The sequence below is a fragment of the Enterobacter sp. 342 genome (genome assembly GCF_036663495.1).
Taxonomy (GTDB): Bacteria; Pseudomonadota; Gammaproteobacteria; order Enterobacterales; family Enterobacteriaceae; genus Enterobacter.
The window spans coordinates 348914-375154 of the sequence record NZ_JAWUEI010000001.1; the positions used below are offsets into that span (position 1 = coordinate 348914).

Genomic DNA, 26241 nt, shown 5'->3' on the forward strand with positions numbered 1-26241 from the left:
GTTATGAAAAAGTTAGTTGCGACAGCGCCACGCGTGGCGGCGCTGGTGGAATATGAAGACCGTGCTGTTGAAGCACATGAAGTAAAAATTCGCGCCCGCTTTGGCGCACCCAAGCACGGTACAGAAGTTGTGGATTTCCGCGCAGCAAGCCCGTTCATTGATGAAGAATTCAACGCGGAGTGGCAGATGTTCACCCCGCGTGAAGAGGGTTCAGCACGTGGTATCGAATTCGGTAAGTTCCAGTTGGGCAACATGATCGTTGGCGACATTATTGAATGTGGTGCAGACGTCACTGAATACCAGATTGGCGACAGCGTCTGCTGCTACGGTCCACTGCAGGAGACTGTGATCGTTAACGCGGTTAACAACTATAAGCTGCGCAAAATGCCGCAGGGCGCGTCCTGGAAAAATGCCGTTTGCTACGATCCGGCGCAGTTCGCCATGAGCGGCGTGCGTGATGCCAACGTGCGAGTGGGGGATTTCGTTGTGGTTGTGGGCCTGGGGGCGATTGGTCAGATTGCTATCCAGTTGGCGAAAAAAGCCGGTGCATCCGTTGTTATCGGCGTTGATCCTATCGAACACCGCTGTGAGATCGCGCGCCGTCATGGTGCGGATCACTGCCTGAACCCGATTGGTACCGACGTTGGTTTGCAAATTAAAAACCTGACAGGCAAACAGGGTGCGGACGTGATCATCGAAACCAGCGGTTTTGCTGATGCGCTGCAGTCTGCTCTGCGCGGACTCGCCTACGGCGGCACTATCTCCTACGTAGCCTTCGCAAAACCGTTCGCGGAAGGCTTTAACCTCGGCCGTGAAGCGCATTTCAATAACGCGAAGATTGTCTTCTCACGCGCCTGCAGCGAACCCAACCCGGATTACCCGCGCTGGAGCCGCAAGCGTATTGAAGAGACCTGCTGGGAACTGCTGATGAACGGTTATCTGAATTGTGAAGATCTGATCGACCCGGTCGTGACTTTCACCACCAGCCCGGAAAGCTACATGACGTATGTCGATCAGCACCCGGAACTCAGTATCAAAATGGGCGTCACTTTTTAAGCTAAGGACAGCAAATCATGAAAATCGCAACACAAAACCAGGCCTTTTTCCCAGCCAACATCATGGAAAAATTCGAGTACATCAAAGCGATGGGGTTTGATGGCTATGAAATCGACGGCAAACTCCTGGTAGAAAATCTCGACGAAGTAAAAGCCGCAATCAAAGCCACTGGTCTGCCGGTAACAACTGCGTGCGGCGGATACGATGGTTGGATCGGTGATTTTATCGAAGAACGCCGTATGAACGGCTTACAACAGATTGAACGCATTCTGGAAGCACTGGCAGACGTGGGTGGAAAGGGCATTATTGTGCCTGCTGCGTGGGGGATGTTTACCTTCCGCCTGCCGCCAATGACCTCCCCACGTAGCCTGGACGGCGATCGCAAAGCGGTTAGCGCCTCGCTGCGTTGGCTGGATGAGGTGGCTGCGCGCACCGGTACGACCATCTACCTGGAGCCGCTGAACCGCTACCAGGATCATATGATCAATACTCTGGCCGACGCGCGTCGTTATATCGAAGAAAACGGTCTGAAGCACGTGCAGATCATCGGTGATTTCTATCATATGAACATCGAAGAGGACTCACTGACGGATGCGCTGCATCAGAACCGCGATCTGCTGGGGCATGTGCACATTGCTGATAACCACCGCTATCAGCCGGGCAGCGGAAGCCTCGATTTTGCCAGCCTGTTCGATCAACTGCGTGCCGATAACTATCAGGGGTATGTAGTGTATGAGTGTCGCGTTCGTGCCGACGATCAGGCTCAGGCCTATCAGGACTCACTCACTTATTTGCGTGAATGCTAAGGATGACGAGCGTGATGAGTGCTTCTACACCGTCGCCTCTGCGTGTCGCCATTATTGGCGCCGGACAGGTCGCAGACAAAGTGCATGCCTCGTATTACGCCACGCGCAGTGATGTTCAAATGGTGGCTGTCATGGACAGCCGCCTTGAACAGGCACAGGCGTTAGCGGAACGTTTTGCTATTTCATCGGCATGGCAGGACGCTCACGAGATGTTGCAGGCAGTAAAACCGGATGTGGTGAGCGTCTGTTCGCCTAACCGGTTTCATTTTGAACATGTTATGGCGGCCCTCGACGCGGGTTGCCATGTGATGTGTGAAAAACCCCCGGCGATGACAGCGCTGCAGGCTGATGAGATGCGCATTGCGGCGCGCAAGGCAGGAAAAGTCCTGGCCTATGATTTTCACCATCGCTTCGCCCTGGATACCCAGCTCCTGCGTGATGCGGTAATGAACGGAACACTCGGTGAGGTTTACTTCACGTCGGCGCAGGCGCTGCGTCGTTGCGGTGTGCCGGGGTGGGGCGTTTTTACCAACAAATCGTTACAGGGTGGTGGACCGCTGATTGATATCGGCATTCATATGCTTGACGCCGCCATGTATGTCCTGGGTTTCCCTGCGGTAAAACGGGTGACCGCGCACAGCTTCCAGAAGCTGGGAAACTGTAAAAGTACCGGTCAGTTTGGCGAGTGGGATCCCACGCTGTTTACCGTTGAGGATGCCCTGTTTGGCACGATTGAATTCTGTAACGGCGGCATTCTGCGTGTGGACACCTCTTTTGCGCTTAACATCCGTGAGCAGTCCATCATGAACGTCTCTTTCTGCGGTGAAAAAGCGGGGGCAACGCTGTTCCCGGCGCACATCTACAACGATGAAGCCGGTGCTTTAGTCACCATCACACAACGTGAAGAGGCTGATGACCAGCGCCATTTACGCAGTATGGAGGCCTTCGTGCGTCATGTGCAGGGAGAGCCCGTGATGATCGCTGATGCAGAACAGGGGCTGGTTATCCAGCAGCTTGTGGCCGCGCTTTATGAATCAGCAGAAACAGGGGAAAGCGTGACATTATGCTGAACGTCTCTGGATTAACCGACCCGGGCTTTTGTCCACACAGTCTGAATAAATACGCCTCTGTCATGGCCTGCGGCAATGGCTATATGGGCATTCGCGCTACGCATGAAGAAGATTATACCCAGCAAACCCGGGGCATGTATCTCGCGGGTCTGTATCACCGTGCCGGGCGCAATGAGACCACTGAGCTGATCAATCTGCCTGATATCACCGGCATTGATGTTGAGCTGGACGGTGTAAATTTGACCCTCCTGTCAGGAGAAATACTTGAGTGGCAGCGCGAGCTGGCCTTTGCCAACGGCGAACTGCATCGTAACGTTGTCTGGCGTTCGCCTGACGGGAAACGCTATCGGCTGGAAAGTCGTCGTTTTGTGTCGCTGGACCAGTTGCCCTTAGTGGCAATGCAGTTCTCGATCACACCGCTTGATGGCGCAGCGCAGGCCGTGCTGAAAACCGGCATAGATGCGACACAAACCAACAGCGGCAGGCAGCATCTGGATGAACTCTCGGTCAGAGTCTTTGACCAGCACTACATGCAGGGTGTGTATGAAACGCAGGACCGGGCGTCTGAGGTTGTTATTTCGGCATATTGTCAGCTCTCAACAAAGAGCGACAGCTGTTTCACCGCCAAAAATCGTCGTCTCAGCGTTCATCATTCGCTGAAAATTGCTCAGGGTGACACTGTCACACTTGAGAAAGTTGTCTGGGTGACGCATCGCAGCGATAAAGCACTGTCGCAGGCGTCTTTCGCGCACAACGCGCTGGCCGATCTCAAAGTCTGTGCGGCAAGGGGCTACGATGCGTTGCTTGAGAGTTCAGCGTATGCCTGGAAATCGGTCTGGCGTGATGCCCGGGTGGAAGTCACTTCTGCGGAACATCAGGATCAGGTGGCACTGGATTATGCTGTCTGGCATCTGACCGCGATGACGCCAGCCCATGATGAGCGAAGCAGTATCGCCGCAAAAGGGTTGACGGGAGAGGGGTATAAAGGACATGTCTTCTGGGATACCGAAATTTTCCTGCTGCCTTTCCATCTGTTCACCCGCCCACAGGTTGCCCGCAGCCTGCTGCGCTATCGCTGGCTTAATCTTTCAGGCGCTCGGGAAAAAGCCCGGCGTAACGGCTGGCCAGGCGCGTTGTTCCCGTGGGAAAGTGCCGCAAGCGGAGAGGAAGAGACACCAGAATTCGCGGCTATCAACATCCGTACCGGGGTTCGCCAGAAAGTCGCTTCCGCACTCGCTGAACACCACATCGTGGCAGATATTGCCTGGGCCGTGGTCGCTTACTGGCAGGCGACAGGCGATGATGCTTTTATGCGTAATGAAGGCCTGACGTTGTTGATGGAAACTGCCTCGTTCTGGATAGGACGCGCGACGGAAATCAATGGGCGTCTGGAAATCCATGACGTGATCGGACCGGATGAATACACCGAGCATGTGAATAACAATGCCTACACCAACTATCTGGCCTGGTACAACGTTGCCTGCGCGCGCCGGTTTATGACGATGTTCGGACGTGAAGATGCGTGTTTTACGGATAATGCCACGCAATTCCTGTCACGCCTGTGGCTGCCAGAAGCCGATGCTGACGGTGTGATCCCACAGGATGATACCTTCATGGCAAAACCTGCCATTGATCTGAGCCGCTATAAAGCCAAAGCGGGTAAGCAGACCATTCTTCTCGATTACTCCCGCGCGGAAGTGAACGAAATGCAGATCCTTAAGCAGGCTGATGTTGTGATGCTTAACTATTTGCTGCCGGAACGGTTTACGCCGCAACAATGCGCCGCCAATCTGGCGTTCTATGAACCCCGTACCATCCATGATTCGTCGCTAAGTAAAGCCATTCACGGGATTGTGCTCGCGCGCTGTGGTGACACTGAAGGAGCCTATACCTTCTGGCGTGACGGCATCAGCATTGATTTGGGTGATGATCCGCACAGCAGCGATGAGGGTATACATGCTGCGGCCACCGGTGCGATCTGGTCCGGCGCGATTCAGGGATTCGCTGGCCTGCAAATTATTGAAGGGGAATTGCATCTTGCGCCGAAACTGCCTGCTCACTGGCAGAAACTCGCATTCCCGCTGCGGTGGCGGAATGCAACCATGCACTTCACGTATGAAAACGAAGTGTTAACCCTTGAAACGTCGGAACCTGTCACGCTGACGCTGTGGGACAAAACACTACGTGTATCGGGGCGGAAAGTTTGCGCTTATAAGGATTTTCTTGCATCCGTTGATGGGACCGCTACCACGAAGGTGAGTCATGATGCTTAAGGCTGTTGTTTTCGATCTGGATGGTGTGATCACCGATACCGCACACCTCCACTTTCTGGCCTGGCGCGCCGTGGCGGAGGAAATTGGTATCGGCTTCGATGAAATTTTTAACGAACAGCTGAAGGGGATAAGTCGTATGGATTCTCTCCTGCGCATCCTGAAGCATGGCGGGAAAGAGGGGATGTTTAGCGATGAGCAGTGTCTGGCGCTTGCGACGAAAAAAAATGCGCTTTATGTCCAGTCGCTGGCATCCCTCACGCAGGATTCGCTGCTTCCGGGTATTCGCGAGGTGCTGGCGGAGATCCGTGCGGCGAAGATCAAAATTGGGCTGGCATCCGTATCGCTCAATGCCCCAGGGATCCTGAACGCACTGGGTATTTATCAGGCATTCGATTTTTGTGCCGATGCTTCCCGCATTCACCGCTCAAAGCCAGACCCGGAGATCTTCCTCGCCGCCTGTACAGGGCTGAATGTGCGTCCTGAAGAGGCCATCGGTATTGAAGATGCCGCCGCAGGCGTTGAAGCAATCAACAGTGCGGGGATGCTGTCGGTAGGTATTGGGCCTGGTCTCAACCATGCGGGGTTACAACTTCATTCAACGCGGGAACTGACCTGGAAATGCCTGACAGAATTCTGGGCGTCCCGGGCGTATTGATAAGGAATAAATTATGGCTCAACTGTCTCTGAAACATATACAGAAAATCTATGATAACCAGGTCCACGTGGTTAAAGATTTCAACCTCGAAATTGAGGACAAAGAATTCATTGTCTTCGTCGGTCCATCGGGCTGCGGTAAATCGACCACCCTACGAATGATTGCCGGTCTTGAGGAGATCAGTGCAGGTGAACTGATTATCGACGGCATTTGCATGAATGATGTGCCAGCTAAGTCACGCGATATCGCAATGGTGTTCCAGAACTATGCGCTTTATCCGCATATGACGGTCTACGACAACATGGCGTTTGGCCTGAAAATGCAAAAAATAGCGCCTGCGGTGATTGAGGAGCGCGTTAACTGGGCGGCGCAGATTTTAGGCTTACGTGAATACCTGAAGCGTAAGCCAGGCGCTTTGTCCGGCGGTCAACGCCAGCGTGTGGCGCTGGGCAGGGCGATTGTGCGCGAAGCGGGCGTCTTTCTGATGGATGAGCCGTTATCCAACCTTGATGCCAAGCTTCGTGTACAGATGCGCGCTGAAATCAGCAAGCTGCATCAGAAGCTTAATACCACCATGATTTATGTCACGCACGACCAGACGGAAGCGATGACGATGGCGACCCGCATCGTGATCTTAAAAGACGGCATTATTCAGCAGGTGGGGGCTCCAAAGCAGGTGTACAACGAGCCGGCAAATATGTTTGTCGCAGGGTTCATTGGTTCACCGGCGATGAACTTCATTCGTGGTGCTATCGACGATCGCTATTTCGTGACAGAAACACTACGCCTGGAGATCCCACAGAACATGCTCGACATACTGAATGCGAAAGGATACCAGCGCAAAGCGGTGGTATTTGGGATCCGTCCGGAAGACATACTTGCCCTGCAGAGCAGCGGAAATGACATCACGGCGAAGGTCAGTGTTGCAGAATTGACCGGAGCCGAATTTATGCTTTATGCCACCGTGGGGGGACATGAACTGGTTGTCCGTGCAGGGGCGGCGAATGACTACGTTGCCGGAGATAATATCGGCATCCAGTTCGATATGAATAAGTGCCATTTCTTCGACGCCGATACCGAAGCAGCTATTAGATAAGAAGAGTGTTTGCCGGGAATGCAAATTTCCGGTTTTTTGTCTGTTAATTATAAAGGGAATATTTAATGAGTACTCTACTAAGAAGTGCTGCGCTTATCCTATGCGCAGGGGTTAATTACGTACAAGCTACAGAAACGACAAAGCAGTGGGAATTTAATATCGGTGCAATGTATGAAATTGAAAACGTCGAAGGTCAGGGCGACGATAAAGATGGATTATATGAACCTTCCGTGTGGTTTAATGCGACATGGGATGCGTGGACTATTTCTCTGGCGATGTATCAGGAAGGGCCAGTTGATTACAGCAGCATGACGCGCGGCACCTATTTTGATCGCCCGGAATTTGAATTACGCTACCGATTTATCGGCACCGATGATTTTACTTTCGGTCTGACCGGTGGTTTCCGTAATTATGGTTATCACTTTAAAGATGAACACGGCGCCAAAGACGGCAGCGCTAATATGCAGCGCTACAAAGTTCAGCCTGACTGGGATATTAAATTAACCGACGACTGGCGTTTTGGCGGCTGGTTTGCCATGTATCAGTTTGCCAACGATCTCGAAAAAACCGGTTATGCTGACAGCCGCGTCGAAACCGAAACGGGCTTTACGTGGACCATTAACGAAACCTTTGCAGCTAAAGTGAATTACTATTTAGAGCGCGGTTTCAATATGGACAGCTCCCGTAATAACGGCGAGTTCTCCACCCAGGAAATTCGAGCATATTTACCCATTTCGTTAGGCCAGACTACCTTAACGCCATATACCCGTCTTGGCCTCGATCGCTGGTCAAACTGGGACTGGCAGGATGATCCTGATCGTGAAGGGCATGATTTCAACCGATTGGGTATGCTTTATGCCTATGATTTCAATAATGGTTTATCCATGACACTGGAATACGCCTATGAATGGGAAAACCACGACGAAGGTGAGAGCGATCGCTTCCATTATGCGGGTGTCGGTGTGAATTACGCGTTTTGATAATGATCTACCAGGGGCGTTTGCCCCTGGTTTTTAGCGCAAGGAAGCCGCATCCGAAAAATGCGTTTCAACCAATACCTTATGCGGTGCAGGTTTACCCGCAATACGCTGAAACAGCACGTTGCAACTCTCTTCGCCCAGCTTTCTCGTTGGAATATCAAACCCGCCTGGCGTAGGGCTTAAAACGAGAGACAGCATTGGGTCGCTGTATCCCGCCATGGCAACCTGCTCGGGGATCATCAGATTTAACTCATCCGCTGCACGATAAAGGCTTAACAATTTCATGCTGTCAGTGGCGAAAACGGCATCGGGCGGGTTGTCCGATGAGAGTAATTTGCAGGCCGCCTTTAGCGCACTTTCATGAGTATATCCGCCATCAATGACCCAATCCGGGTTAATAGTTATGCCCTGTTTCTCCAGGCTGGATTTATATCCAGCAAGACGATCGATTGAAACGTGATAGTCTAGCGGAGCATGCAAACAGGCAATTTTTGTGCGTCCATGTTTAATAAATGAATCTGTCAATATGGTGCTGTCGTGGAAATTGTCCGTATCGACAGAATAAATATTCTGATATTCACCTTCCACTTTTCCAATAACGACCACCGGCACTCCGTATTCGTCAAGCGTGGTGAAAAAGGATTCGTTTGCCGGTGAACTCAGCATGATAATCCCTTTGATCATCTTCTGTTTTATTTTACTCACACATTTCAGCAGGTCATCTTCACTGCTTTTTGAGGTTTGCAAAATAACGTCAAAACCTTCCTCTTCCGCCTTTGCCGTAATGGCATGAAGGACATCGGAGAAAAAAGGGTTACCGGCAGTGGTTTTGGCCGAGCGGGTCGAAATAACCATAATGGCATCGAAGCCAGAAGAGGTCAGGGCGCGGGCCAGTTTGTTGGGCTGATAATTTAATTCGTCTATTGCCTTCAGCACTTTGTCACGCGCTTCAGGAGAAATATTCGTTTGTTTATTCAGAACGCGGGAAACGGTTGATTTCGATACGCCCGCAACCCGTGCGATATCATAGATGGTGGGTGACATACACCTTACTCACTCCAGACTGACAGCAATACTGTTCATCTTACTGGAGAGAAAACGGCAATAGCAATAAATAAGAATTGATAATCAACGATCTGCCCCCATTTATTGTATTCTGAAGCCATGAATTCCAGTCTTCCGGACAAAAAGGACGGCAATGAAGCGACTTAAAAACGAATTCAATTCACTGGTGAACCGTGGCGTTGACCGTCATCTGCGTCTGGCGGTGACAGGGTTGAGCCGCAGTGGTAAGACGGCATTTATCACCGCGATGGTGAACCAGCTACTTAACCTGCACGCCGGGGCACGCTTGCCTTTGCTTAGCGCCGTGCGGGAAGATCGTTTGCTGGGCGTTAAGCGCGTGCCTCAGCGCGATTTTGGCATTCCACGTTTTACCTATGACGAAGGGCTGGCACAGCTTTATGGCGACCCACCCACGTGGCCGACACCAACGCGAGGGGTAAGTGAAATTCGACTAGCGTTACGCTTTCGTTCTAATGAATCCCTGATGCGCCACTTCAAGGATACCTCAACACTGTATCTTGAAATCGTCGATTATCCTGGCGAATGGCTGCTCGATTTACCGATGCTGGCACAAGATTATCTCAGTTGGTCTCGTCAGATGACGGGGTTGTTACAGGGGCAACGCACCGAGTGGTCAGCAAAATGGCGGCAATTGTGCGAAGGTTTAGATCCACTCGCGCCTGCTGATGAAAACCGTCTGGCAGCTATTGCGGAAGCCTGGACGGCGTATCTGCATCAGTGCAAACAGGAAGGGCTGCATTTTATCCAGCCGGGGCGTTTTGTCCTGCCGGGTGATTTAGCCGGAGCGCCTGCGCTGCAGTTCTTCCCGTGGCCGGACGTGGATGGTACCGGAGAGTCAAAACTGGCTCAGGCCGACAAGCACACGAATGCCGGGATGCTGCGCGAGCGTTACAATTACTACTGCGAAAAGGTGGTCAAAGGTTTCTACAAAAACCACTTTTTACGTTTTGATCGTCAGATAGTGCTGGTGGATTGTCTTCAGCCCCTTAACAGCGGGCCGCAGGCATTCAACGACATGCGCCTCGCGCTGACACAGCTGATGCAAAGTTTTCATTATGGTCAGCGGACGCTATTTCGCCGCTTGTTCTCGCCGGTGATCGACAAGTTGCTGTTCGCAGCCACCAAAGCCGATCATGTCACGGTCGATCAACACGCCAATATGGTGTCGCTACTGCAACAACTGGTCCAGGATGCCTGGCAAAATGCCGCTTTCGAAGGGATCAGCATGGATTGCCTCGGGCTGGCGTCCGTGCAGGCGACGCAAAGTGGGCTGATTGACCTTAACGGCGAAAAAATTCCTGCATTACGCGGGAACCGTCTCAGCGACGGCGAGCCACTTATCGTGTATCCGGGCGAAGTGCCTGCACGGCTTCCAGGCCCGGCATTCTGGCAGAGCCAGGGCTTCCAGTTTGAAGCTTTTCGTCCGCAGGCCATGAGTGTCGATCAACCGTTACCGCACATTCGTCTGGATGCGGCACTGGAGTTTTTGATTGGAGATAAATTGCGATGACGGAACCGTTAAAACCACGCATAGACTTTACCGGAACGCTTGAGCAAAAGGATCAGGAAGCGTTTAAAACCGCGCAAACGTTCAGTGGTACACAGGCTGAGAACTTTGCCCCGGCAGTGACGGAAGAGCCGGGTGTAGAGGAAGGCCAGGCTGAAGCTGTCGTCGAGGCCGCTTTGCACCCAAAACGCAGCCTGTGGCGCAAGATGGTCACCGCCGGTTTGACGCTGTTTGGCGTTAGTGTGGTTGGGCAGGGCGTACAATGGACGATGAATGCCTGGCAAACCCAGGACTGGGTCGCGCTCGGCGGGTGTGCTGCGGGTGCCCTGATTGTGGGGGCGGGTATTGGGTCGGTCGTAACTGAGTGGCGTCGCCTCTGGCGTCTGCGACAGCGCGCGCATGAGCGCGATGAAGCTCGGGACCTGCTCCACAGTCACGCTACCGGAAAAGGTCGCGCATTTTGTGAAAAGCTCGCCAGTCAGGCAGAAATTGATCAGTCGCATCCGGCACTTCAACGCTGGTATGCCGCCATCCATGAAACCCAGAATGACCGCGAAGTGGTCACGCTCTATTCTCATATGGTCCAGCCGGTGCTGGATGCCCAGGCACGGCGCGAGATTAGCCGCTCTGCGGCGGAATCCACGTTGATGATTGCGGTCAGCCCGCTGGCGCTGGTCGATATGGCATTTATCGCCTGGCGTAACTTGCGCCTGATTAACCGTATCGCGAGTCTTTACGGCATCGAGCTGGGTTATTACAGCCGACTCAGACTGTTTAAACTGGTTTTGCTCAATATCGCCTTTGCCGGTGCGAGTGAGCTGGTGCGCGAAGTAGGAATGGACTGGATGTCGCAGGACCTGGCGGCCAGGCTCTCAGCCCGTGCTGCTCAGGGTATTGGGGCGGGTTTATTGACGGCGCGTTTAGGTATTAAAGCGATGGAAGTCTGTCGTCCGCTTCCCTGGATTGATGACGACAAGCCGCGGCTGGGGGATTTCAGGCGCGAGTTGATCGGTCAGCTCAAAGAAACGCTCAATAAAAAACCTGCCCCGTGAGGTTTTGTTCACTAATCGTGCTGGCTGTCAATATTTGTTGACAGCCATCTTCCGGATCACCGTGTTCTGACATATCATTTTACTGTTATTGGCTTAAAACGGTGAATTTCCCATGCGTCTTGAAGTCTTCTGTGAAGACCGTCTCGGTCTGACCCGCGAATTACTCGATCTTCTTGTTTTACGTAGCATTGATTTACGTGGCATTGAGATCGACCCTGTCGGGAAAATTTACCTCAATTTTGCCGAAATTGAATTTAATACCTTCAGTAGCCTGATGGCCGAAATCCGCCGTATCGCTGGCGTTACGGATGTACGCACTATCCCCTGGATGCCCTCTGAGCGTGAGCATCTCGCGCTGAGCGCACTGCTGGAAGCGATGCCAGAACCTTTCCTCTCTCTGGATTTGAAAAGCAAAGTAGAACGCGTTAACCACGCCAGTTGTCAGCTTTTTGCGCAGAGCCAGGAAAAGCTCAGCCACCATAACGCCATGCAGTTGATCCCCGGTTTTAATTTCCAGCGCTGGCTGGACAGCAACCCGCAGAACACACATAGCGAGCACGTGGTGATCAACGGACAGAATTTCCTGATGGAGATCACGCCCGTCTATCTGAAAGGGGAAAGCAATACCCGCGTGCTGACTGGCGCGGTGATCATGCTGCGATCAACATTACGTATGGGACGTCAGCTGCAAAATCTCTCCAGTCAGGATGTGGGAGCATTCAGCCAGATTATTGCCGTCAGCCCGAAAATGCGTCATGTGATTGACCAGGCCCGCAAGCTCGCGAGTTTGACTGCTCCGTTGCTGATTACCGGCGATACCGGAACCGGAAAAGACCTGCTGGCTCACGCCGTGCACCTGGCGGGCCCGCGTGCAGCAAAACCGTATCTGGCACTTAACTGCGCCTCCATCCCGGAAGACGCCGTTGAAAGCGAGTTATTTGGTCACGCTCCGGAAGGCAAAAAAGGGTTCTTCGAGCAGGCCAGTGGCGGTTCCGTGCTGCTGGACGAGATCGGGGAAATGTCGCCACGTATGCAGGCTAAATTGCTCCGTTTTCTTAACGATGGAACGTTCCGCCGCGTGGGTGAGGATCATGAAGTGCATGTGGACGTGCGTGTCATTTGCGCCACCCAGAAAAACCTGGTGGAACTGGTGCAAAAGGGGATCTTCCGCGAGGATCTCTATTATCGCCTCAACGTCCTGACACTCAACATTCCACCGCTGCGCGATTGCCCGCAGGACATCATGCCGTTAACCGAACTGTTTGTGGCTCGCTTTGCCGACGAGCAGGGCGTTCCGCGTCCGAAGCTCTCTGCCGATCTCGGCACGGTATTAATGCGCTATGGCTGGCCGGGTAACATTCGTCAGCTCAAAAACGCCGTTTATCGTGCTCTGACGCAGCTGGAAGGATATGAATTACGTCCGCAGGATATCCTGTTACCAGATTACGACGCCGGGTCAGTATCTGTCGGTGAAGAGGCGATGGAAGGTTCACTGGATGAGATCACCAGCCGTTTCGAGCGTTCAGTGCTGACACAGCTTTATCGCAGCTATCCAAGTACCCGTAAACTGGCAAAACGTCTTGGTGTCTCGCATACGGCGATAGCGAATAAGCTGCGTGAGTATGGTTTGAATCATAAGAAAGGTGACGAATAACAAAAAGCCTCTGTAAAGAGGCTTTTTACTTTACGCTTATTCCTTAGCAAGAGGCGTGGTTACGATTTCTGTTTTGGTGTCACCCTGAATCGACGCAATTCTGTTTTCCACATCTTTCACCTGTTGCGGGTTGTGGAGCAGGGTATAGGTCAAATCAAACTGCGTGCTGGCTCCAGGCTGCAACTGCTTAACGCGTTTCTGCTCGCGTTCGATGGTGACGGGATACGCGTAGCTGGTACCTGGCTCAATACCTGTGACATAACCCTGTTTCAGCGTGTCGGTGTTTTTCCAGAGAGTCAGCACGGGCAACTGGCGAGTATCAAACTGAATTGACGCGCCTTTATCACCGGCTTTATTGATCACCGCTGCAAGCGTTTCGTGGTTATTATCCGCGAGCGGTTTGATATTAAAGACCATCTCATCAAAGCCTTTTGTTGGCCCTGCGTAGGTTTGCCATTCGTTAACACCCGCTTTGGCGTAGTCATTGAATGGGCTCACGCTTACCGCCGGGGCAAGGAATCGCGCGCCTTCTTCGAGGATCGGTGTTCCAAAGTTACTGTGATAGATGATTTGATAATCATGAGGATAATCAGCATGGTTGGTCAGAACATCATGCAGGCTGAACTGGTTGCTTCCTGGAACATAACGCAGTTCGGTCATCGTCTGCAGATCGGCTTTCTTGAACGTGCTCTCTTTGATTAAACCACGAATGCGAATCTCATGTGGAGCAGCATCAGCAACTTCCACTTCTACCTGCGAGGCAGGCGTATTACCCGCCTTACCGTGAAGAGTATAGATTTGTCCATCAGCGGTGACCGGATGGCCTGTCCACTCATAGCCACACCGCACCATCATCTCGTTGAATCCTTCCAGCCAACCGAGCCCGTTTCGACTTTCCAGATTGATATAGGCCGGGTTGACGACCTCTTTGACAGGGGAATTCCACCCCAGTTTGGTACCAAACCCTTCAACATGCAGGAGATCCATGCCACGGGTAGGGCTTAAGGCAATTGTCAGTCCATTTTTGCTGCTAATGATGATGACTTTACTGCCTTCCTGTTTGCCTCCATGTAAGACTTTTTGCTCAATGCTGAACGTTTGCCCTTTAACGTTCAGCTCATCGCTCGAAATTTTCCAGTTTCCTTTCTCCACGCTGCTTTCAGCGCTTGTCAGCACCCAAGTTTTAGCCGCGGCTTGGCCAGAGATCAGTACTGCGAGTATCGTAAACGCCAGTTTGATTTTCATATTCTTCCCTTTTTGCTGAAACGATTATTTGCTTTCGTAAGGAAATCTAATGTCTTAACAAAAATGGAAATGTGATGTGCTTCACCAGGCGCAAAAATATGAGTTTTTGAAGATTATTGTGGGATTATGATCGCTTTATTGATAAGTATAGAGGTGGCTGTTGCACAATAAATGTGAATTGTGACAAGCATAGCTTTAACGATTCAGCTTGTTGGGTAATAAAAAACCCCGCCATCGCGAGGTTTAGAAAGTACTGTATAGATTGCTAAGCAATTATTATGCTTTCAGCACGGCCAGCGCAGCAGTGTAATCCGGCTCGGTGGTGATTTCGTTAACCAGCTCGCTGAATACGACATTGTCGTTTTCGTCAATAACCAGTACAGCGCGTGCTGCCAGACCTTTCAGTGGGCCTTCCGCGATGCTAACGCCGTATTTCTCAAGGAAATCCTGGCTGCGCAGAGTGGAAAGGGTGATAACGTTGCTCAGGCCTTCGGCACCGCAGAAACGAGACTGGGCAAACGGCAGGTCAGCAGAAATGCACAGCACAACCGTGTTGTCCATTTCAGTCGCCAGCTGGTTGAACTTACGCACAGATGCAGCACAAACACCGGTATCAATGCTTGGGAAAATGTTCAGTACTTTGCGTTTACCCGCAAACTGAGCCAGTGTGACGTCAGACAGATCTTTAGCCACCAGAGTAAAAGCCTGAGCTTTGCTGCCAGCCTGCGGAATGGAACCAGCAACAGCAACCGGGTTGCCCTGGAAATGAACGAGTTGTGACATAGATATCTTCCTGTTTACATATAGTTAACGTCGGGGCTAGTGTATGCCATCAGCGGATAACACGGCAAACCAAATTTTTCGCCTTTCCAGGCCGCAAGGAGTCAGTGATGAGAAGCGTTAAAGTCTATGAAGAAGCCTGGCCATTGCATTCCCCCTTTGTCATCTCTCGCGGCAGCCGAAGTGAGGCCGGTGTGGTGGTGGTTGAAATTGAGGAAGAGGGGTTTAAAGGCACGGGAGAATGCACGCCATACCCACGCTATGGAGAAAGTGCTGCATCAGTGATGGCGGCTATCATGACCCTGGTACCTGATCTACAAAAAGGGCTCACGCGCGAGGCATTACAGCAGCGTTTACCCGCCGGGGCGGCACGAAACGCCATTGATTGCGCGCTCTGGGAGCTTGAAGCCGCTAAACAGCAAACATCTCTGACGTCGTTGCTGGGCGTGACCTTGCCGCAATCGGTCATTACGGCGCAAACGGTTGTCATTGGTGAGCCGGAACAAATGGCAGCCAGTGCAAAAGCGCTTTTTGATGCAGGGGCCACCCTGTTAAAGGTGAAGCTCGACGATCGTCTGATTAGCGAACGAATGGTTGCCATTCGCGCGGCAGTGCCGTTGGCCACACTGATTGTTGATGCGAACGAATCATGGCATCCCGAAGGGCTTGCCGCGCGATGTCAGCTGCTGGCTGACCTGGGCGTGGCGATGCTGGAGCAGCCTCTTCCGGCGAAAAATGACGCGGCGCTGAAGAATTTTATCCATCCGTTGCCTGTCTGCGCGGATGAAAGCTGCCATACCCGTGAGAATTTGAGTGAACTGCAGGGCAGCTATGAGATGATCAACATTAAGCTCGACAAAACCGGCGGGCTTACCGAAGCACTGGCCCTGGCGGCCCAGGCTCGGGCTGAGGGTTTTTCATTGATGCTGGGATGCATGCTTTGTACATCCCGGGCTATCAACGCGGCATTACCGCTGGTCAATCAGGTCAGTTTTGCCGACCTGGATGGCCCGACATGGCTGGCGGTTGACGTTTCACCCGCGCTCAATTTTACCAGCGGTGTTCTTCATCTTTGAGGCTGCCAGCGCAGAAGTTCCACCATCGCTTTTAAGTATTTTTCGCTGGCTTCATCGGAAGAGATCGCCGGGAATTCCGCGGTGATACACGGTAAGCTCAAATCGGCGCACCAGCTTCCGAATGAGCCGGGTGTTTCATAGCCAACGCTGGTAACCAGCGGCAGGGCGAAAGCCTCTGCCAGCCACGTACCCAGTTCGGTGTGACGTGGATCTTCAATACAGGCCAGCGGATCATGGAAGGAGACAATCCAGGCCGGGTGGATCTTATGGATAAGCTGGCACAGCGCTTGTGTTTCCGGCTCTGAACCCGGGGTGTCTCCCGTTAGCAAGACCACATCCCGCTCTTCGGCGGCGCTGTTCCAGCGATACACCGTTTCCCCGGCATGCCAGTTTGCTGCCGGGAAATTACGGTTTAAATCGACTCCTCTCGCATTCGCGCGTAATCCAAGCTGACAGCCATCCGGATTCACCGCCAGAATGACGTGATGGCGCCGTAGCTTGGGCGTCAGTGTTCGCAGTGCACATGAGAGCGTGACGACGGAGGAATTCTCATCGCCATGCGTACCGGCAATGATCAAACCGCTGTTGCGATCGGCATCGGGCGCCGGGAACCAGATCAGTGATGCGCCTAAAAATGAGCGGCCATATTGCTCTGCGCCCGGCGGAAAGGCGCCTCGTTCCGCTCTTGGTCGGGTGATTGCCATACGAAATCCTGATAAAGAAGTCTCTACAGGCAGTGTTGTGCAAAATTCGCTGTTAATCAAATAGTTTCCTTATCGGTTGAGAATTGTCGCAAATCACTTTTTCGGACGAAGGGATTTGCATTTCTCTTTTTCGAAACAAATAATTACGCATCTGCTTGTTATCTGAATTCATTAAAGGGGATCGTATGAAGCATCCTGTCTCGCGTCTTTGTGCTGCACTGTGTCTGTGCGGACTCTCAACACTCTCGTATGCTGCTGATGTGCCACAGGGCACGGTACTGGCGCAACAACAGGAGCTGGTCAGACATATTAAAGATGAGCCTGCCTCGCTCGATCCGGCAAAAGCGGTGGGGTTGCCAGAGATTCAGGTGATTCGCGATCTCTTCGAAGGACTGGTTAATCAGAATGAGAAAGGGGAGTTGACTCCGGGGATGGCGACGCGCTGGCAGAGTAACGATAACCGTATCTGGACGTTCACCTTGCGCGATAACGCCAAATGGTCTGACGGTTCCCCTGTCACTGCGAAGGATTTTGTCTATAGCTGGCAGCGTCTGGTTGACCCGAAAACCACGTCTCCGTTTGCCTGGTTTGCGGCGCTGGCAGGTATCAACAACGCGCAAGCGATTATTGATGGTAAAGCGGCACCGGATACGCTGGGCGTGACGGCGGTCGATGACAGAACGTTACGCGTTCAACTGGATAAGCCACTGCCGTGGTTTAGCAACCTGACGGCTAGCTTTGCGTTCTACCCGGTGCAAAAAGCCAACGTTGAAAGTGGTAAGGAATGGACGCGTCCTGGAGCTCTGGTTGGAAATGGCGCCTACGTTCTTAATGACCGCGTGGTAAATGAAAAACTGGTTGTCGTTCCAAATACGCATTACTGGGACAATGCAAAAACTGTCCTGCAAAAAGTGACCTTCATTCCAATCAATCAGGAGTCGTCTGCCACCAAACGCTATCTGGCGGGAGATATTGATATTACCGAATCTTTCCCGAAAAACATGTATCAGAAACTCCTGAAGGATATACCTGGGCAAGTTTATACCCCGCCTCAACTGGGTACCTATTATTACGCGTTTAACACGCAAAAAGGTCCGACAGCGGATGCCCGCGTTCGTCTGGCGCTGAGTATGACCATCGATCGCCGCATTATGGCGGAAAAGGTATTAGGGACTGGTGAGAAGCCAGCCTGGCATTTTACCCCTGACGTGACGGCGGGCTTTACCCCGGAGTCTTCACCGTTTGAACAGATGTCACAGCAGGAGCTGAATGCTCAGGCAAAAACCTTGCTGCAGGCTGCGGGTTACGGCCCTCAGCGCCCGCTGAAATTGAACCTGCTGTATAACACGTCCGAAAACCACCAGAAAATCGCCATTGCGGTGGCTTCCATGTGGAAGAAAAATCTCGGTGTGGATGTCAAACTGCAAAACCAGGAGTGGAAAACCTATATCGATAGCCGTAACACCGGTAATTTTGACGTGATCCGCGCCTCATGGGTCGGTGATTACAACGAGTCATCGACGTTCCTGTCGCTGCTGACGTCAACTCATACCGGCAATATTTCGCGTTTTAATGACCCGGCTTACGATAAGATTGTCCACCAGGCGACGCTGGAGACAACAGCGAAAGCGCGTAATGCGGACTACAACATGGCGGAGAAAATCCTCATGGAGAAAGCCCCCATCGCGCCAATTTACCAGTACACCAATGGTCGCCTGATTAAGCCCTGGGTGAAAGGGTATCCTATCAATAACCCGGAAGACGTGGCGTATAGCCGTACGATGTATATTGAGAAGCACTGACGTATAACCATTACCTAAGTAAAACTGGCGCTAAACTGCGCCAGTTTTTACTTACAGCACTATTCTAACAATGCATTAAATTTCGCCAGCCACTGGGGATGCGCAGGCCAGGCGGGAGCAGTAACCAGATTGCCGTCCACATGTGCTTGATCGATGCCAATATTCGCGTAATGTCCGCCGCTGAGACGGACTTCAGGTGCACAGGCCGGGTAGGCGCTACAGGCACGTCCTTTCAGAATGCCGGCAGCAGCGAGCAGTTGCGGGCCGTGGCACACAGCAGCAATCGGTTTACGCGCGGCGTCAAATGCCTGTACCAGCTGCAGCACGTCATCATTTAACCGCAGATATTCGGGGGCTCTCCCGCCGGGGATAAGTAGCGCGTCATAATCCTGCTCTTTTACTGCGGAAAAGTCGGCATTGAGCGTAAAACGGTGACCGGGTTTCTCACTATAGGTCTGGGCACCGTCAAAATCATGGATTGCCGTCATGATATAGTCGCCCTTTGATTTATCGGGGCAGACAGCATCAACCTGATGACCAATCATCTGTAAAGCCTGAAAGGGCACCATCGTTTCGTAATCTTCGGCGTAATCGCCAACCAGCATCAGGATCTTCTTGCTCATCATTCCTCACCTTTATGTATAAAGATGATTAAGATATAGCCTGGTATGGCTGGAATGCCGGAAATAAAAAAAGCCCGTCAGAGCACGGGCAACATAAGCAAATGATTTAGTGATTTGTTATCAACGTTATTGGATGATAACGCCGCGTATTTTACGTGGCATTCAGGGATTCAGATAGCTGACAAATTCGGTAGGTGAAACAATAAATTAAACGTGGTTTATAACGCATCGAAGGTGGGGTAGAGGCTGTTCTCCAGAATTTCTACGAGATACCAGATTTCACCACTAAAAATAAACCAAAAACCAAATATAATAAGGCTCAAAATAATTAAGATGAGTATTATTTCTGTTTTACTCATTGAAGATGTTACCCACCACTATTCGGTTTATTCGAGGTGGGCATTGTAACGGGGCTTTTCTGGATACTCCAGTTTCATGCTGCAAGGACCTTGTTGCGCCCATCATTTTTCGCGCGATACAGCGCATCATCTACACGCTTAAACAGGTCATCAATACTCTCGCCCGGGCTATGTCGCGCCACGCCAATGCTGACGGTAAACCGAGGTAAACCCGGAATAGTGATACGGGAAACGGAAGAGCGGATTGATTCGGCAATCTGCAGGGCGGTATCGAGGGAGGTGCGCGGCAGCAGGATGACGAACTCTTCACCACCCCAGCGGAACACCAGATCATCTTTCCGGCCACAGGCTTCCAGCGTTCGGGAGAGGGCGATAAGTACTTCATCACCTTTCAGATGACCAAACAGATCGTTAATGTTTTTAAAATGATCGGTATCCACCAGCAGCAGACTAAATTGCTGTTGCGCGGGAAGATGATTCTGGCTGGTTTGATCGGTAAGGGTGTAGAACTGGCGACGGTTGAGCAGACCCGTCATGGCGTCACGTGATGCTGCGTGTTCCAGCTCTTGTTCCAGCCTTTTTTGCTCGGTGATATCGTGGATGATGCACAGCATAAGCTTGTCACCGTAGATCTCAATAGGCCCGGCATACGTCTGTACATGACGGGTGGAGCCATCGGCAAGACGGTGAACAAAGTTGAGAGGTTTATGACCACCGGGCAGCGCGGCGATTTCGGTCATAATGGGTAGAACATCTCTTCCCAGAGTATTTATTTCCCAGGTGTGTTTACTGCACATTTCATCATGTGAATAACCATAAAAATTGAGTGCCGCAAGGTTTGCATCAACGATTTGGCCATCCCGAGCAGGATCGATTAACAGCATTGGTGCGCTGTTGGTCAGGAAAAAGCGCGCGTAAAACCCCTGTTTTTTGCGCCGGTAGGTTGCAGAACGGCTGGCTTTCAGCCCGGAGACGATTTGCGAAGAGATCCCTTCGAAAACAATCACATCACCATAGGGTGCGTAGTGGGCCAGCGAGAGTCGACAACTCAGTGGAGCATCTTGTCCATCCCGGTTTATGGTCCATATTTCGACGATCTCCTGCTCCGTTTTGAGTTCAGAAACGTACATCGACAGCACAGTTTGCGCACTCGCGGAATAAATCCCTTTGCGCAAATCATCCAGTGTTTTGTCACCCATTACCTGAGCTGCGGCCACATTCGCAAAAATGATATGTTCCGAAACAGCTGAAATAAGCCACACGGGTGTTTTTATTACATTCAGCGCATCAAAACCATTTTGCGACATAGGCATTTCCTGTTCATCGGCACATTGTGCCTGACAATCATGATCGGATTGACTCGTGTGTGCTCTTTTGAAACATACTCTACTTAACCTCGTCAGGCATGATTTTTTTGCGAAATAAATACGTGTTCTGAATGAATTTTACCAATTGGTATAATTTGTTTGTCTGAGTTCTTCTGCAACAGCAGCCACGGCACTTGTTCGGCAGGTAAAGGACGGGAAAAAAGGAACCCCTGCAGATAATCGCAGCCGAGGCTGGTCAGTACCGCTTGCTGCTCTTCTGTTTCGATCCCTTCTGCAACCACATTCATCTCCATGGTCCGGGCGATGTTGATAATGGTTTCAACCAGCTTGCGGCTTTTTTCATTTTCCAGCATCGACATCACAAAGCTTTTATCAATTTTGAGTTCTTTTGCCGGAAGAACGCTCAGCATCAGCAGGTTTGAATAGCCAGTCCCGAAATCATCAATAGAGACGGTGATCCCCGCATGATTAAACGCATTGAGTAACTCGATACTGCGGTCGAGATTTTTAAGCGCGGTGCTCTCAGTCACCTCAAGGATCAGCCGGGAAGGAGACAGGTTATATTTTTCCAGCATCGACGATACGATATAAAAGATGTCCGGTTGCTCGAACTGAACAGGGGATAAGTTGAATGACAATGTCCACTGGCTAAAACCTTGTTCTGTCCAGAAATGAAGCTGTCGGCATGCTGCTTCAATGGCCCAGTTGCCAACGGGGATAATTAAACCTGTTTGTTCCAGCGAGGGTAAGAACAGATTAGGAAGTAACACCCCTTGCTCAGGATGGCGCCAGCGGAGAAGCGCTTCAAAACCGTGAATTGTTTTCTCTTCGGCATGCCAGGTTGGTTGGTACCAAAGTTCAAATTGATCGCGTTCAAGTGCCTGGGTGAGTTCTTGCAAAAAGCCAGGTTTAGCCGGAACCGCCGTCGACATTTCAGTCCGGTAAATTGCCCAGCCATTACGGCCATCCTCTTTAACGTGATGTAAAGCCGCGTCCGCCTTCAGTTTAAGTTCATGCAACGTTTCTCCATCCTGCGGGTAGAGGCTAACCCCCGCGCTGACGGTCGTACTTAACGTATGTCCACAGATTGAAAGAGGACGACGCATATCCCCGAGTAACGTTGCGAGCAGTGAATTGAGTTTGTCGTCGTCGCATTCAGGAACCAGCAAGATAAAGGCATCCCCTCCCAGCCTGGCCAGGGTCATCTCGCGCGTGAGCCGGGCCGTGATGCGTTGTGCAAGCGTGATTAACAACTCATCACCAACGTTATGACCCCAGGTATCGTTGACGCGTTTAAAGTGATCGACATTCAGGAAAATCACGGCAAATTGCTTCTTACTCAGCAACGCGCTGCGCAGACAATCCTGCATGCGGATATCCATCTGGTGGCGATTGGCGAGCCCAGTGAGTGCATCAAAGCGAGCCTGTAGCTCTAACTGGCGGTTGAGTTGTCGCAGATTTTCCGTCAGACGATTGGTGCGCCAGTGAGAATCTACGAGCGAGATAATCAGCATTACGCCGAGCAGGGTGAGCGTAGTAACCGAAACCCAGATAGATAATCCCAGTTCGCTGATCCCGCCGGGGAGGGAATGTGACATTTCAAGAAAATGCGCGGCACTCATACCGGTATAGTGCATTGCACAGATGGCGGCACCCATAATAAAAGCGGCAAGAATGCGACTCACAAAAACCCCTTTGTGGATATCACGCAGGCGGAAAGCCAGCCATAACGCCACGCCGGAGGCAACAACGGCTATCAGTACGGATAAACCCACAATGCGCTGATCCCAGACGATGTTGCTGTCCAGCATCAATGCGGCCATACCGATATAGTGCATAGACACCACGCCCGCACTCAGGATCACCGTGGCGAGGGACAGTCGAAAGGGAGAAAGTTTTTTGCCGGTGACGGCAATATTAATGGCCGTGGTCGATGCAACAACTGCCGCACCAAGAGAGGCAAGGGTTAACCAGAGATCGTAGCTCATCATCATTGGCATTTGCATCGACAGCATGCCGATGAAGTGCATTGACCAAATCCCGATACCCAGCGTGACGCCTCCGGCAATGCGCCAGAACATTGCTGCCTTTCGGCTGGAAAGGGGAATTTTCTCGGCGCTGTCCAGGGCGACAAAAGAGGCGATAAAAGCCACCAGATAAGAGACGGCGATGAGTACAGGGTCCCACGATATACTGAGCATTATGCAATCCCACTCCTGAGAGGGTTACCGATTTCGCCTGCCGGACACATCTTTATCTGGCAGCGAACATGCGCATTAAACAATATTAGCTATTTATCGTGAAAAATGGCCAGTCATATTAAAACTCTAAAATAGTAAAGAATATAAAATATATTCCATTTATTAACAAAATTAGCATTGCTAAACAAATGCGAATAACTCTAGCAAAGCTCCTTAAATATGAGGGCAAACAGAACCCTTCACCGCAGGGGATGGTATCGCTTAACGTGGCAGGAGACCAGTATTGCAGCATGCCACGCAAAACATTTTCACTAATACACTCTTTTTGTCTGACTTAAGCTAAATCTCAGGTAGCTAACGGTAAAACAAAAAACCGACGGTGTTTGTGAGGACAAATTTCAGAGCCGATGCTATAAGTCTAAATGCCGACCAAAATATAAAACGTGGGTATAATCATGCTAAGAAATATTAGTGTCAGAACCTTCATTGCCTGGTTCCTTTTTTGTCTTTTTTTGGTTAATGCAGGTGTTGTTGTTCTATTTTCCAGCAATGTCTCTCTTTTCGTTTCACTTAATTTATTAAATTTCGTTGCGCTATTTTTACTTTGGAGCTATATGACTAAGTATCTTGTGACACCGATCAATACTGTGAAAAAAAGTATTGAAGAAGTGACCGCAGGCAATCTTGGTGTGTCTATTCCTGAGTTCGGTAATAACTGTGCAGGCAGATTAATCCCCGGGATTAATAGCCTGTCCAGCAACATTGCCACACTTGTCCGCGAGATCAGAGCATCGTCGCAAACCGCCATGACGTTATCGGATCAACTTTCCTCCCGAAGTGCGCAACTCTCGGTGAAAACGGAGCAACAGTCTGCATCTCTGGTGCAAACTGCGGCCAGCATGGAACAGATGGCTGCGAGCACCAAAAACAATGCCGATAACACCCGGCTGGCGAGCGAACAGGCGAATGTGGCGACGTTACAGGCTCGCAAGGGTGGAGAGTTAATGGGGCAGGTCGCCACCAATATGCAATCCATTACCGAATGCGCGCAACAGATGACAGAAATTATCTCGCTCATCGATGGTATTGCGTTCCAGACGAACATTCTGGCGCTTAACGCGGCCGTTGAGGCGGCGAGGGCGGGAGACCATGGAAAAGGCTTCTCTGTGGTTGCGGAGGAGGTCAGAAACCTGGCACACCGCAGCGCAGAGGCCGCGAAAAATATCAAAACGCTGATTGAAGTCACCAGCAGTAACGTCACTCAGGGCGCCACTGTGGTGTCTCAGGCAGAAAAGAATATGCATGAGATCGTGGCGGGGTCGGGTAATGTCAGCCGGTTGATGGACGAAATTTCCGCGTCCACATCAGAGCAGGAGAAAGGCATTTCTCAGATCACCCTGGCGTTGTCCGAGCTTGAACGGGTCACGCAAAGCAATGTGGCGATGGCTGAGGAACTCAATGGTTCATCTGATGTGCTGCGTAATCAGGTGATTGAACTTCAGACCCGGACACGTAACTTCCGGCTAAATAACAGTGACGAGGCAGGCATCACGTTGCCATCACATGCGGGTAATTTGTCGTTCCACCCGCGACCCGGTCACTCCCTGTGACGGAACAACAGAGCCTGGTATACCAGGCTTTTTTTATGCTTCTACCCAGCGATTACGTCCTTGCAGCTTCGCCATGTACAGTGCTTTGTCCGCACAGCCAATGACGGATTGGGGCGATTGCCCCTGTGTCCAGAGCGTCAGCCCCTGGCTCACCGTTACGTGAGGACTAACTGGGGAAAGGGCGTGAGCGAATGCCTGGCTTTCCAGCATGCGAGAAATGCGTTCCGCAGTCGACTGCACCATGCTGTCATCGGCCTCGGGGAGTAAGACCACAAACTCCTCGCCACCCACCCGGCCAACAATGCCTTCATTTTCCCGGCTCGCCGATTCAAGTACACCCGCAATCATGATCAGACAGCGATCCCCTTGTTGATGCCCGTAATGGTCGTTGTAGAGTTTAAAATGATCGACATCCAGCATAATCAATCCAAATCCTTTTCCATCCTGCTGGTGACTGGCGATTTCCTGATCCATACGCGCTTCAAAACTTCGGCGGTTGGCTAGCCCGGTTAGTGGGTCTTTGTTGGCGAGCAGACCTAGCTGATGAATAAGATCGGCGTTTTCTTGTTCACGTTGCAGCGCGAGAATAAACCAGCGGTTAAGGATCCGTCTCCCGGATTCAATTAAACCCGCCAGTAACACCCATTGCAGGGCACTCAGGACGGTGAGCTGAGTGGGGTGAAAGAGTGTGGTAACCAGAATCGTCACCCACACTGGGACGATAAAACTTAATAGCACTCTGGGGTCAAAATAGAGGGAAATGAGAGAAGCAAACAGAAGGAGTGCAGCAAACGGGAAGATGATCCGAATATCTTCGCTGGCAATCAATACATAAAAGCACGTCGCCCAGCAGAGGCTTAACCCAACGACAACACCTCTGGCCAGGCTTCTGAGCCAGGGGGCATTTTGCAGTGGTGCCATTCGCAGTATAAAAAGTACGCCAGCCGAGAGGGTAAGAATGATAACCATCATGCCTTCCAACAACCCTGCTGGATGAAGGGAAGGTGTTAACACACCGAACGGTGCAAAGTAACGTCGCCCCAGAATAAACAGCGAGAACAATATGTTCACCCACAGGAACCAGGTCATGCTGGTTTTTATCGCTATTGCGCGCATTTCTGCCAGGCGCAAATCGAATGCGACGCAGTTCTTTTTTATGGTCACGCACTTACCCCAGCATATTTTTAGAACAATCTAGCAGCATTTCATTAACTCTAATGATTTGCCTGCGTCTGTCTACAGGAACCTGTTGCAATACGTTCAATTCCTGAGCGATTT

General features: G+C 51.4%; 22 protein-coding genes. 13 read left to right on the forward strand and 9 right to left on the reverse strand.

Translation table 11 applies throughout. The features are described from left to right. Positions 1-3 precede the first annotated feature (3 nt). From V6E55_RS01725 to V6E55_RS01755, 7 genes are all read left to right on the forward strand, one after another. Positions 4-1056 carry a zinc-dependent alcohol dehydrogenase gene (locus tag V6E55_RS01725; RefSeq protein WP_316942004.1) on the forward strand — a complete coding sequence of 351 codons (1053 nt, stop codon included), beginning with the start codon at positions 4-6 and terminating at the stop codon, positions 1054-1056. Between the two features lie 17 nt (positions 1057-1073). Continuing rightward, a complete protein-coding gene (locus tag V6E55_RS01730) occupies positions 1074-1862 on the forward strand; it encodes a sugar phosphate isomerase/epimerase family protein (RefSeq protein ID WP_236920911.1) in 789 nt (262 codons plus the stop codon). Between the two features lie 11 nt (positions 1863-1873). Next, positions 1874-2932 (forward strand): Gfo/Idh/MocA family protein, encoded by a 1059-nt coding sequence (locus V6E55_RS01735; protein WP_236920910.1) that lies wholly within the window; start codon positions 1874-1876, stop codon positions 2930-2932. Next, positions 2926-5205, forward strand: a complete 2280-nt coding sequence (locus tag V6E55_RS01740) for a glycoside hydrolase family 65 protein (protein WP_316942005.1) — start codon at positions 2926-2928, stop codon at positions 5203-5205. Before V6E55_RS01735 ends, V6E55_RS01740 begins: the two co-directional genes overlap by 7 nt. Then, positions 5195-5860, forward strand: a complete 666-nt coding sequence (gene pgmB, locus V6E55_RS01745; protein ID WP_129995668.1) for a beta-phosphoglucomutase — start codon at positions 5195-5197, stop codon at positions 5858-5860. Before V6E55_RS01740 ends, pgmB begins: the two co-directional genes overlap by 11 nt. A gap of 13 nt (positions 5861-5873) precedes the next feature. Continuing rightward, complete coding sequence (locus V6E55_RS01750; RefSeq protein ID WP_316942006.1) at positions 5874-6956, forward strand: ABC transporter ATP-binding protein; 1083 nt, start codon at positions 5874-5876, stop codon at positions 6954-6956. A 65-nt stretch (positions 6957-7021) separates the two neighbouring features. Further along, complete coding sequence (locus tag V6E55_RS01755) at positions 7022-7936, forward strand: OmpG family monomeric porin (RefSeq protein ID WP_316942007.1); 915 nt, start codon at positions 7022-7024, stop codon at positions 7934-7936. 33 nt (positions 7937-7969) lie between these two features. Here V6E55_RS01755 and V6E55_RS01760 read toward each other — a convergent pair whose 3' ends face one another. Next, entirely contained in the window at positions 7970-8980 is a 1011-nt protein-coding gene (locus V6E55_RS01760; RefSeq protein ID WP_316942008.1) for a LacI family DNA-binding transcriptional regulator, read from the reverse strand. Between the two features lie 154 nt (positions 8981-9134). Between V6E55_RS01760 and V6E55_RS01765 the strand changes: the two genes are divergently transcribed. From V6E55_RS01765 to tyrR, 3 genes are all read left to right on the forward strand, one after another. Then, the gene (locus tag V6E55_RS01765) at positions 9135-10532 is read left to right on the forward strand and encodes a YcjX family protein (protein ID WP_316942009.1); all 1398 of its coding nucleotides are present in this window, start codon (positions 9135-9137) and stop codon (positions 10530-10532) included. Then, positions 10529-11581: a YcjF family protein gene (locus V6E55_RS01770; protein WP_316942010.1), complete on the forward strand. Its 1053-nt coding sequence runs from the start codon at positions 10529-10531 to the stop codon at positions 11579-11581. Before V6E55_RS01765 ends, V6E55_RS01770 begins: the two co-directional genes overlap by 4 nt. A gap of 112 nt (positions 11582-11693) precedes the next feature. Continuing rightward, the gene (gene tyrR / locus V6E55_RS01775) at positions 11694-13235 is read left to right on the forward strand and encodes a transcriptional regulator TyrR (RefSeq protein WP_129995672.1); all 1542 of its coding nucleotides are present in this window, start codon (positions 11694-11696) and stop codon (positions 13233-13235) included. A gap of 36 nt (positions 13236-13271) precedes the next feature. Here tyrR and V6E55_RS01780 read toward each other — a convergent pair whose 3' ends face one another. Beyond that, positions 13272-14480 (reverse strand): aldose 1-epimerase family protein, encoded by a 1209-nt coding sequence (locus V6E55_RS01780; RefSeq protein WP_236920902.1) that lies wholly within the window; start codon positions 14478-14480, stop codon positions 13272-13274. Positions 14481-14756: 276 nt separating this feature from the next. Further along, the gene (tpx, locus tag V6E55_RS01785) at positions 14757-15263 is read right to left on the reverse strand and encodes a thiol peroxidase (RefSeq protein WP_316942011.1); all 507 of its coding nucleotides are present in this window, start codon (positions 15261-15263) and stop codon (positions 14757-14759) included. Positions 15264-15370: 107 nt separating this feature from the next. Here tpx and ycjG point away from each other — a divergent pair, with 107 nt between their 5' ends. Next, positions 15371-16336, forward strand: coding sequence for an L-Ala-D/L-Glu epimerase (ycjG, locus tag V6E55_RS01790; RefSeq protein WP_316942012.1), 966 nt, complete (start codon positions 15371-15373; stop codon positions 16334-16336). Here ycjG and mpaA read toward each other — a convergent pair. Further along, positions 16327-17040, reverse strand: a complete 714-nt coding sequence (mpaA, locus tag V6E55_RS01795; protein ID WP_236920900.1) for a murein tripeptide amidase MpaA — start codon at positions 17038-17040, stop codon at positions 16327-16329. The genes ycjG and mpaA overlap by 10 nt on opposite strands. A gap of 185 nt (positions 17041-17225) precedes the next feature. Here mpaA and V6E55_RS01800 point away from each other — a divergent pair, with 185 nt between their 5' ends. Continuing rightward, on the forward strand, positions 17226-18842 hold the full coding sequence (locus V6E55_RS01800; RefSeq protein WP_316942014.1) for a peptide ABC transporter substrate-binding protein: 1617 nt from the start codon (positions 17226-17228) through the stop codon (positions 18840-18842). A 59-nt stretch (positions 18843-18901) separates the two neighbouring features. On the opposite strand, the gene V6E55_RS01805 is transcribed toward V6E55_RS01800, so the two are convergent. The 4 genes from V6E55_RS01805 to V6E55_RS01820 all read right to left on the reverse strand — a co-directional run bounded on the left by V6E55_RS01805 (position 18902) and on the right by V6E55_RS01820 (position 23353). After that, positions 18902-19465 carry a DJ-1/PfpI family protein gene (locus V6E55_RS01805; protein ID WP_316942048.1) on the reverse strand — a complete coding sequence of 188 codons (564 nt, stop codon included), beginning with the start codon at positions 19463-19465 and terminating at the stop codon, positions 18902-18904. 218 nt (positions 19466-19683) lie between these two features. Continuing rightward, a complete protein-coding gene (locus tag V6E55_RS01810; protein ID WP_147279777.1) occupies positions 19684-19824 on the reverse strand; it encodes an Ecr family regulatory small membrane protein in 141 nt (46 codons plus the stop codon). A 74-nt stretch (positions 19825-19898) separates the two neighbouring features. Beyond that, positions 19899-21131: a sensor domain-containing diguanylate cyclase gene (locus V6E55_RS01815; RefSeq protein WP_316942015.1), complete on the reverse strand. Its 1233-nt coding sequence runs from the start codon at positions 21129-21131 to the stop codon at positions 19899-19901. A 92-nt stretch (positions 21132-21223) separates the two neighbouring features. Next, on the reverse strand, positions 21224-23353 hold the full coding sequence (locus V6E55_RS01820; protein ID WP_316942016.1) for a putative bifunctional diguanylate cyclase/phosphodiesterase: 2130 nt from the start codon (positions 23351-23353) through the stop codon (positions 21224-21226). 455 nt (positions 23354-23808) lie between these two features. Between V6E55_RS01820 and V6E55_RS01825 the strand changes: the two genes are divergently transcribed. Further along, positions 23809-24963, forward strand: a complete 1155-nt coding sequence (locus V6E55_RS01825) for a methyl-accepting chemotaxis protein (protein WP_316942017.1) — start codon at positions 23809-23811, stop codon at positions 24961-24963. 33 nt (positions 24964-24996) lie between these two features. Here the strand turns inward: V6E55_RS01825 and V6E55_RS01830 are convergent, their stop codons facing one another. Beyond that, positions 24997-26127: a GGDEF domain-containing protein gene (locus tag V6E55_RS01830; protein WP_316942018.1), complete on the reverse strand. Its 1131-nt coding sequence runs from the start codon at positions 26125-26127 to the stop codon at positions 24997-24999. Positions 26128-26241: the final 114 nt, after the last annotated feature.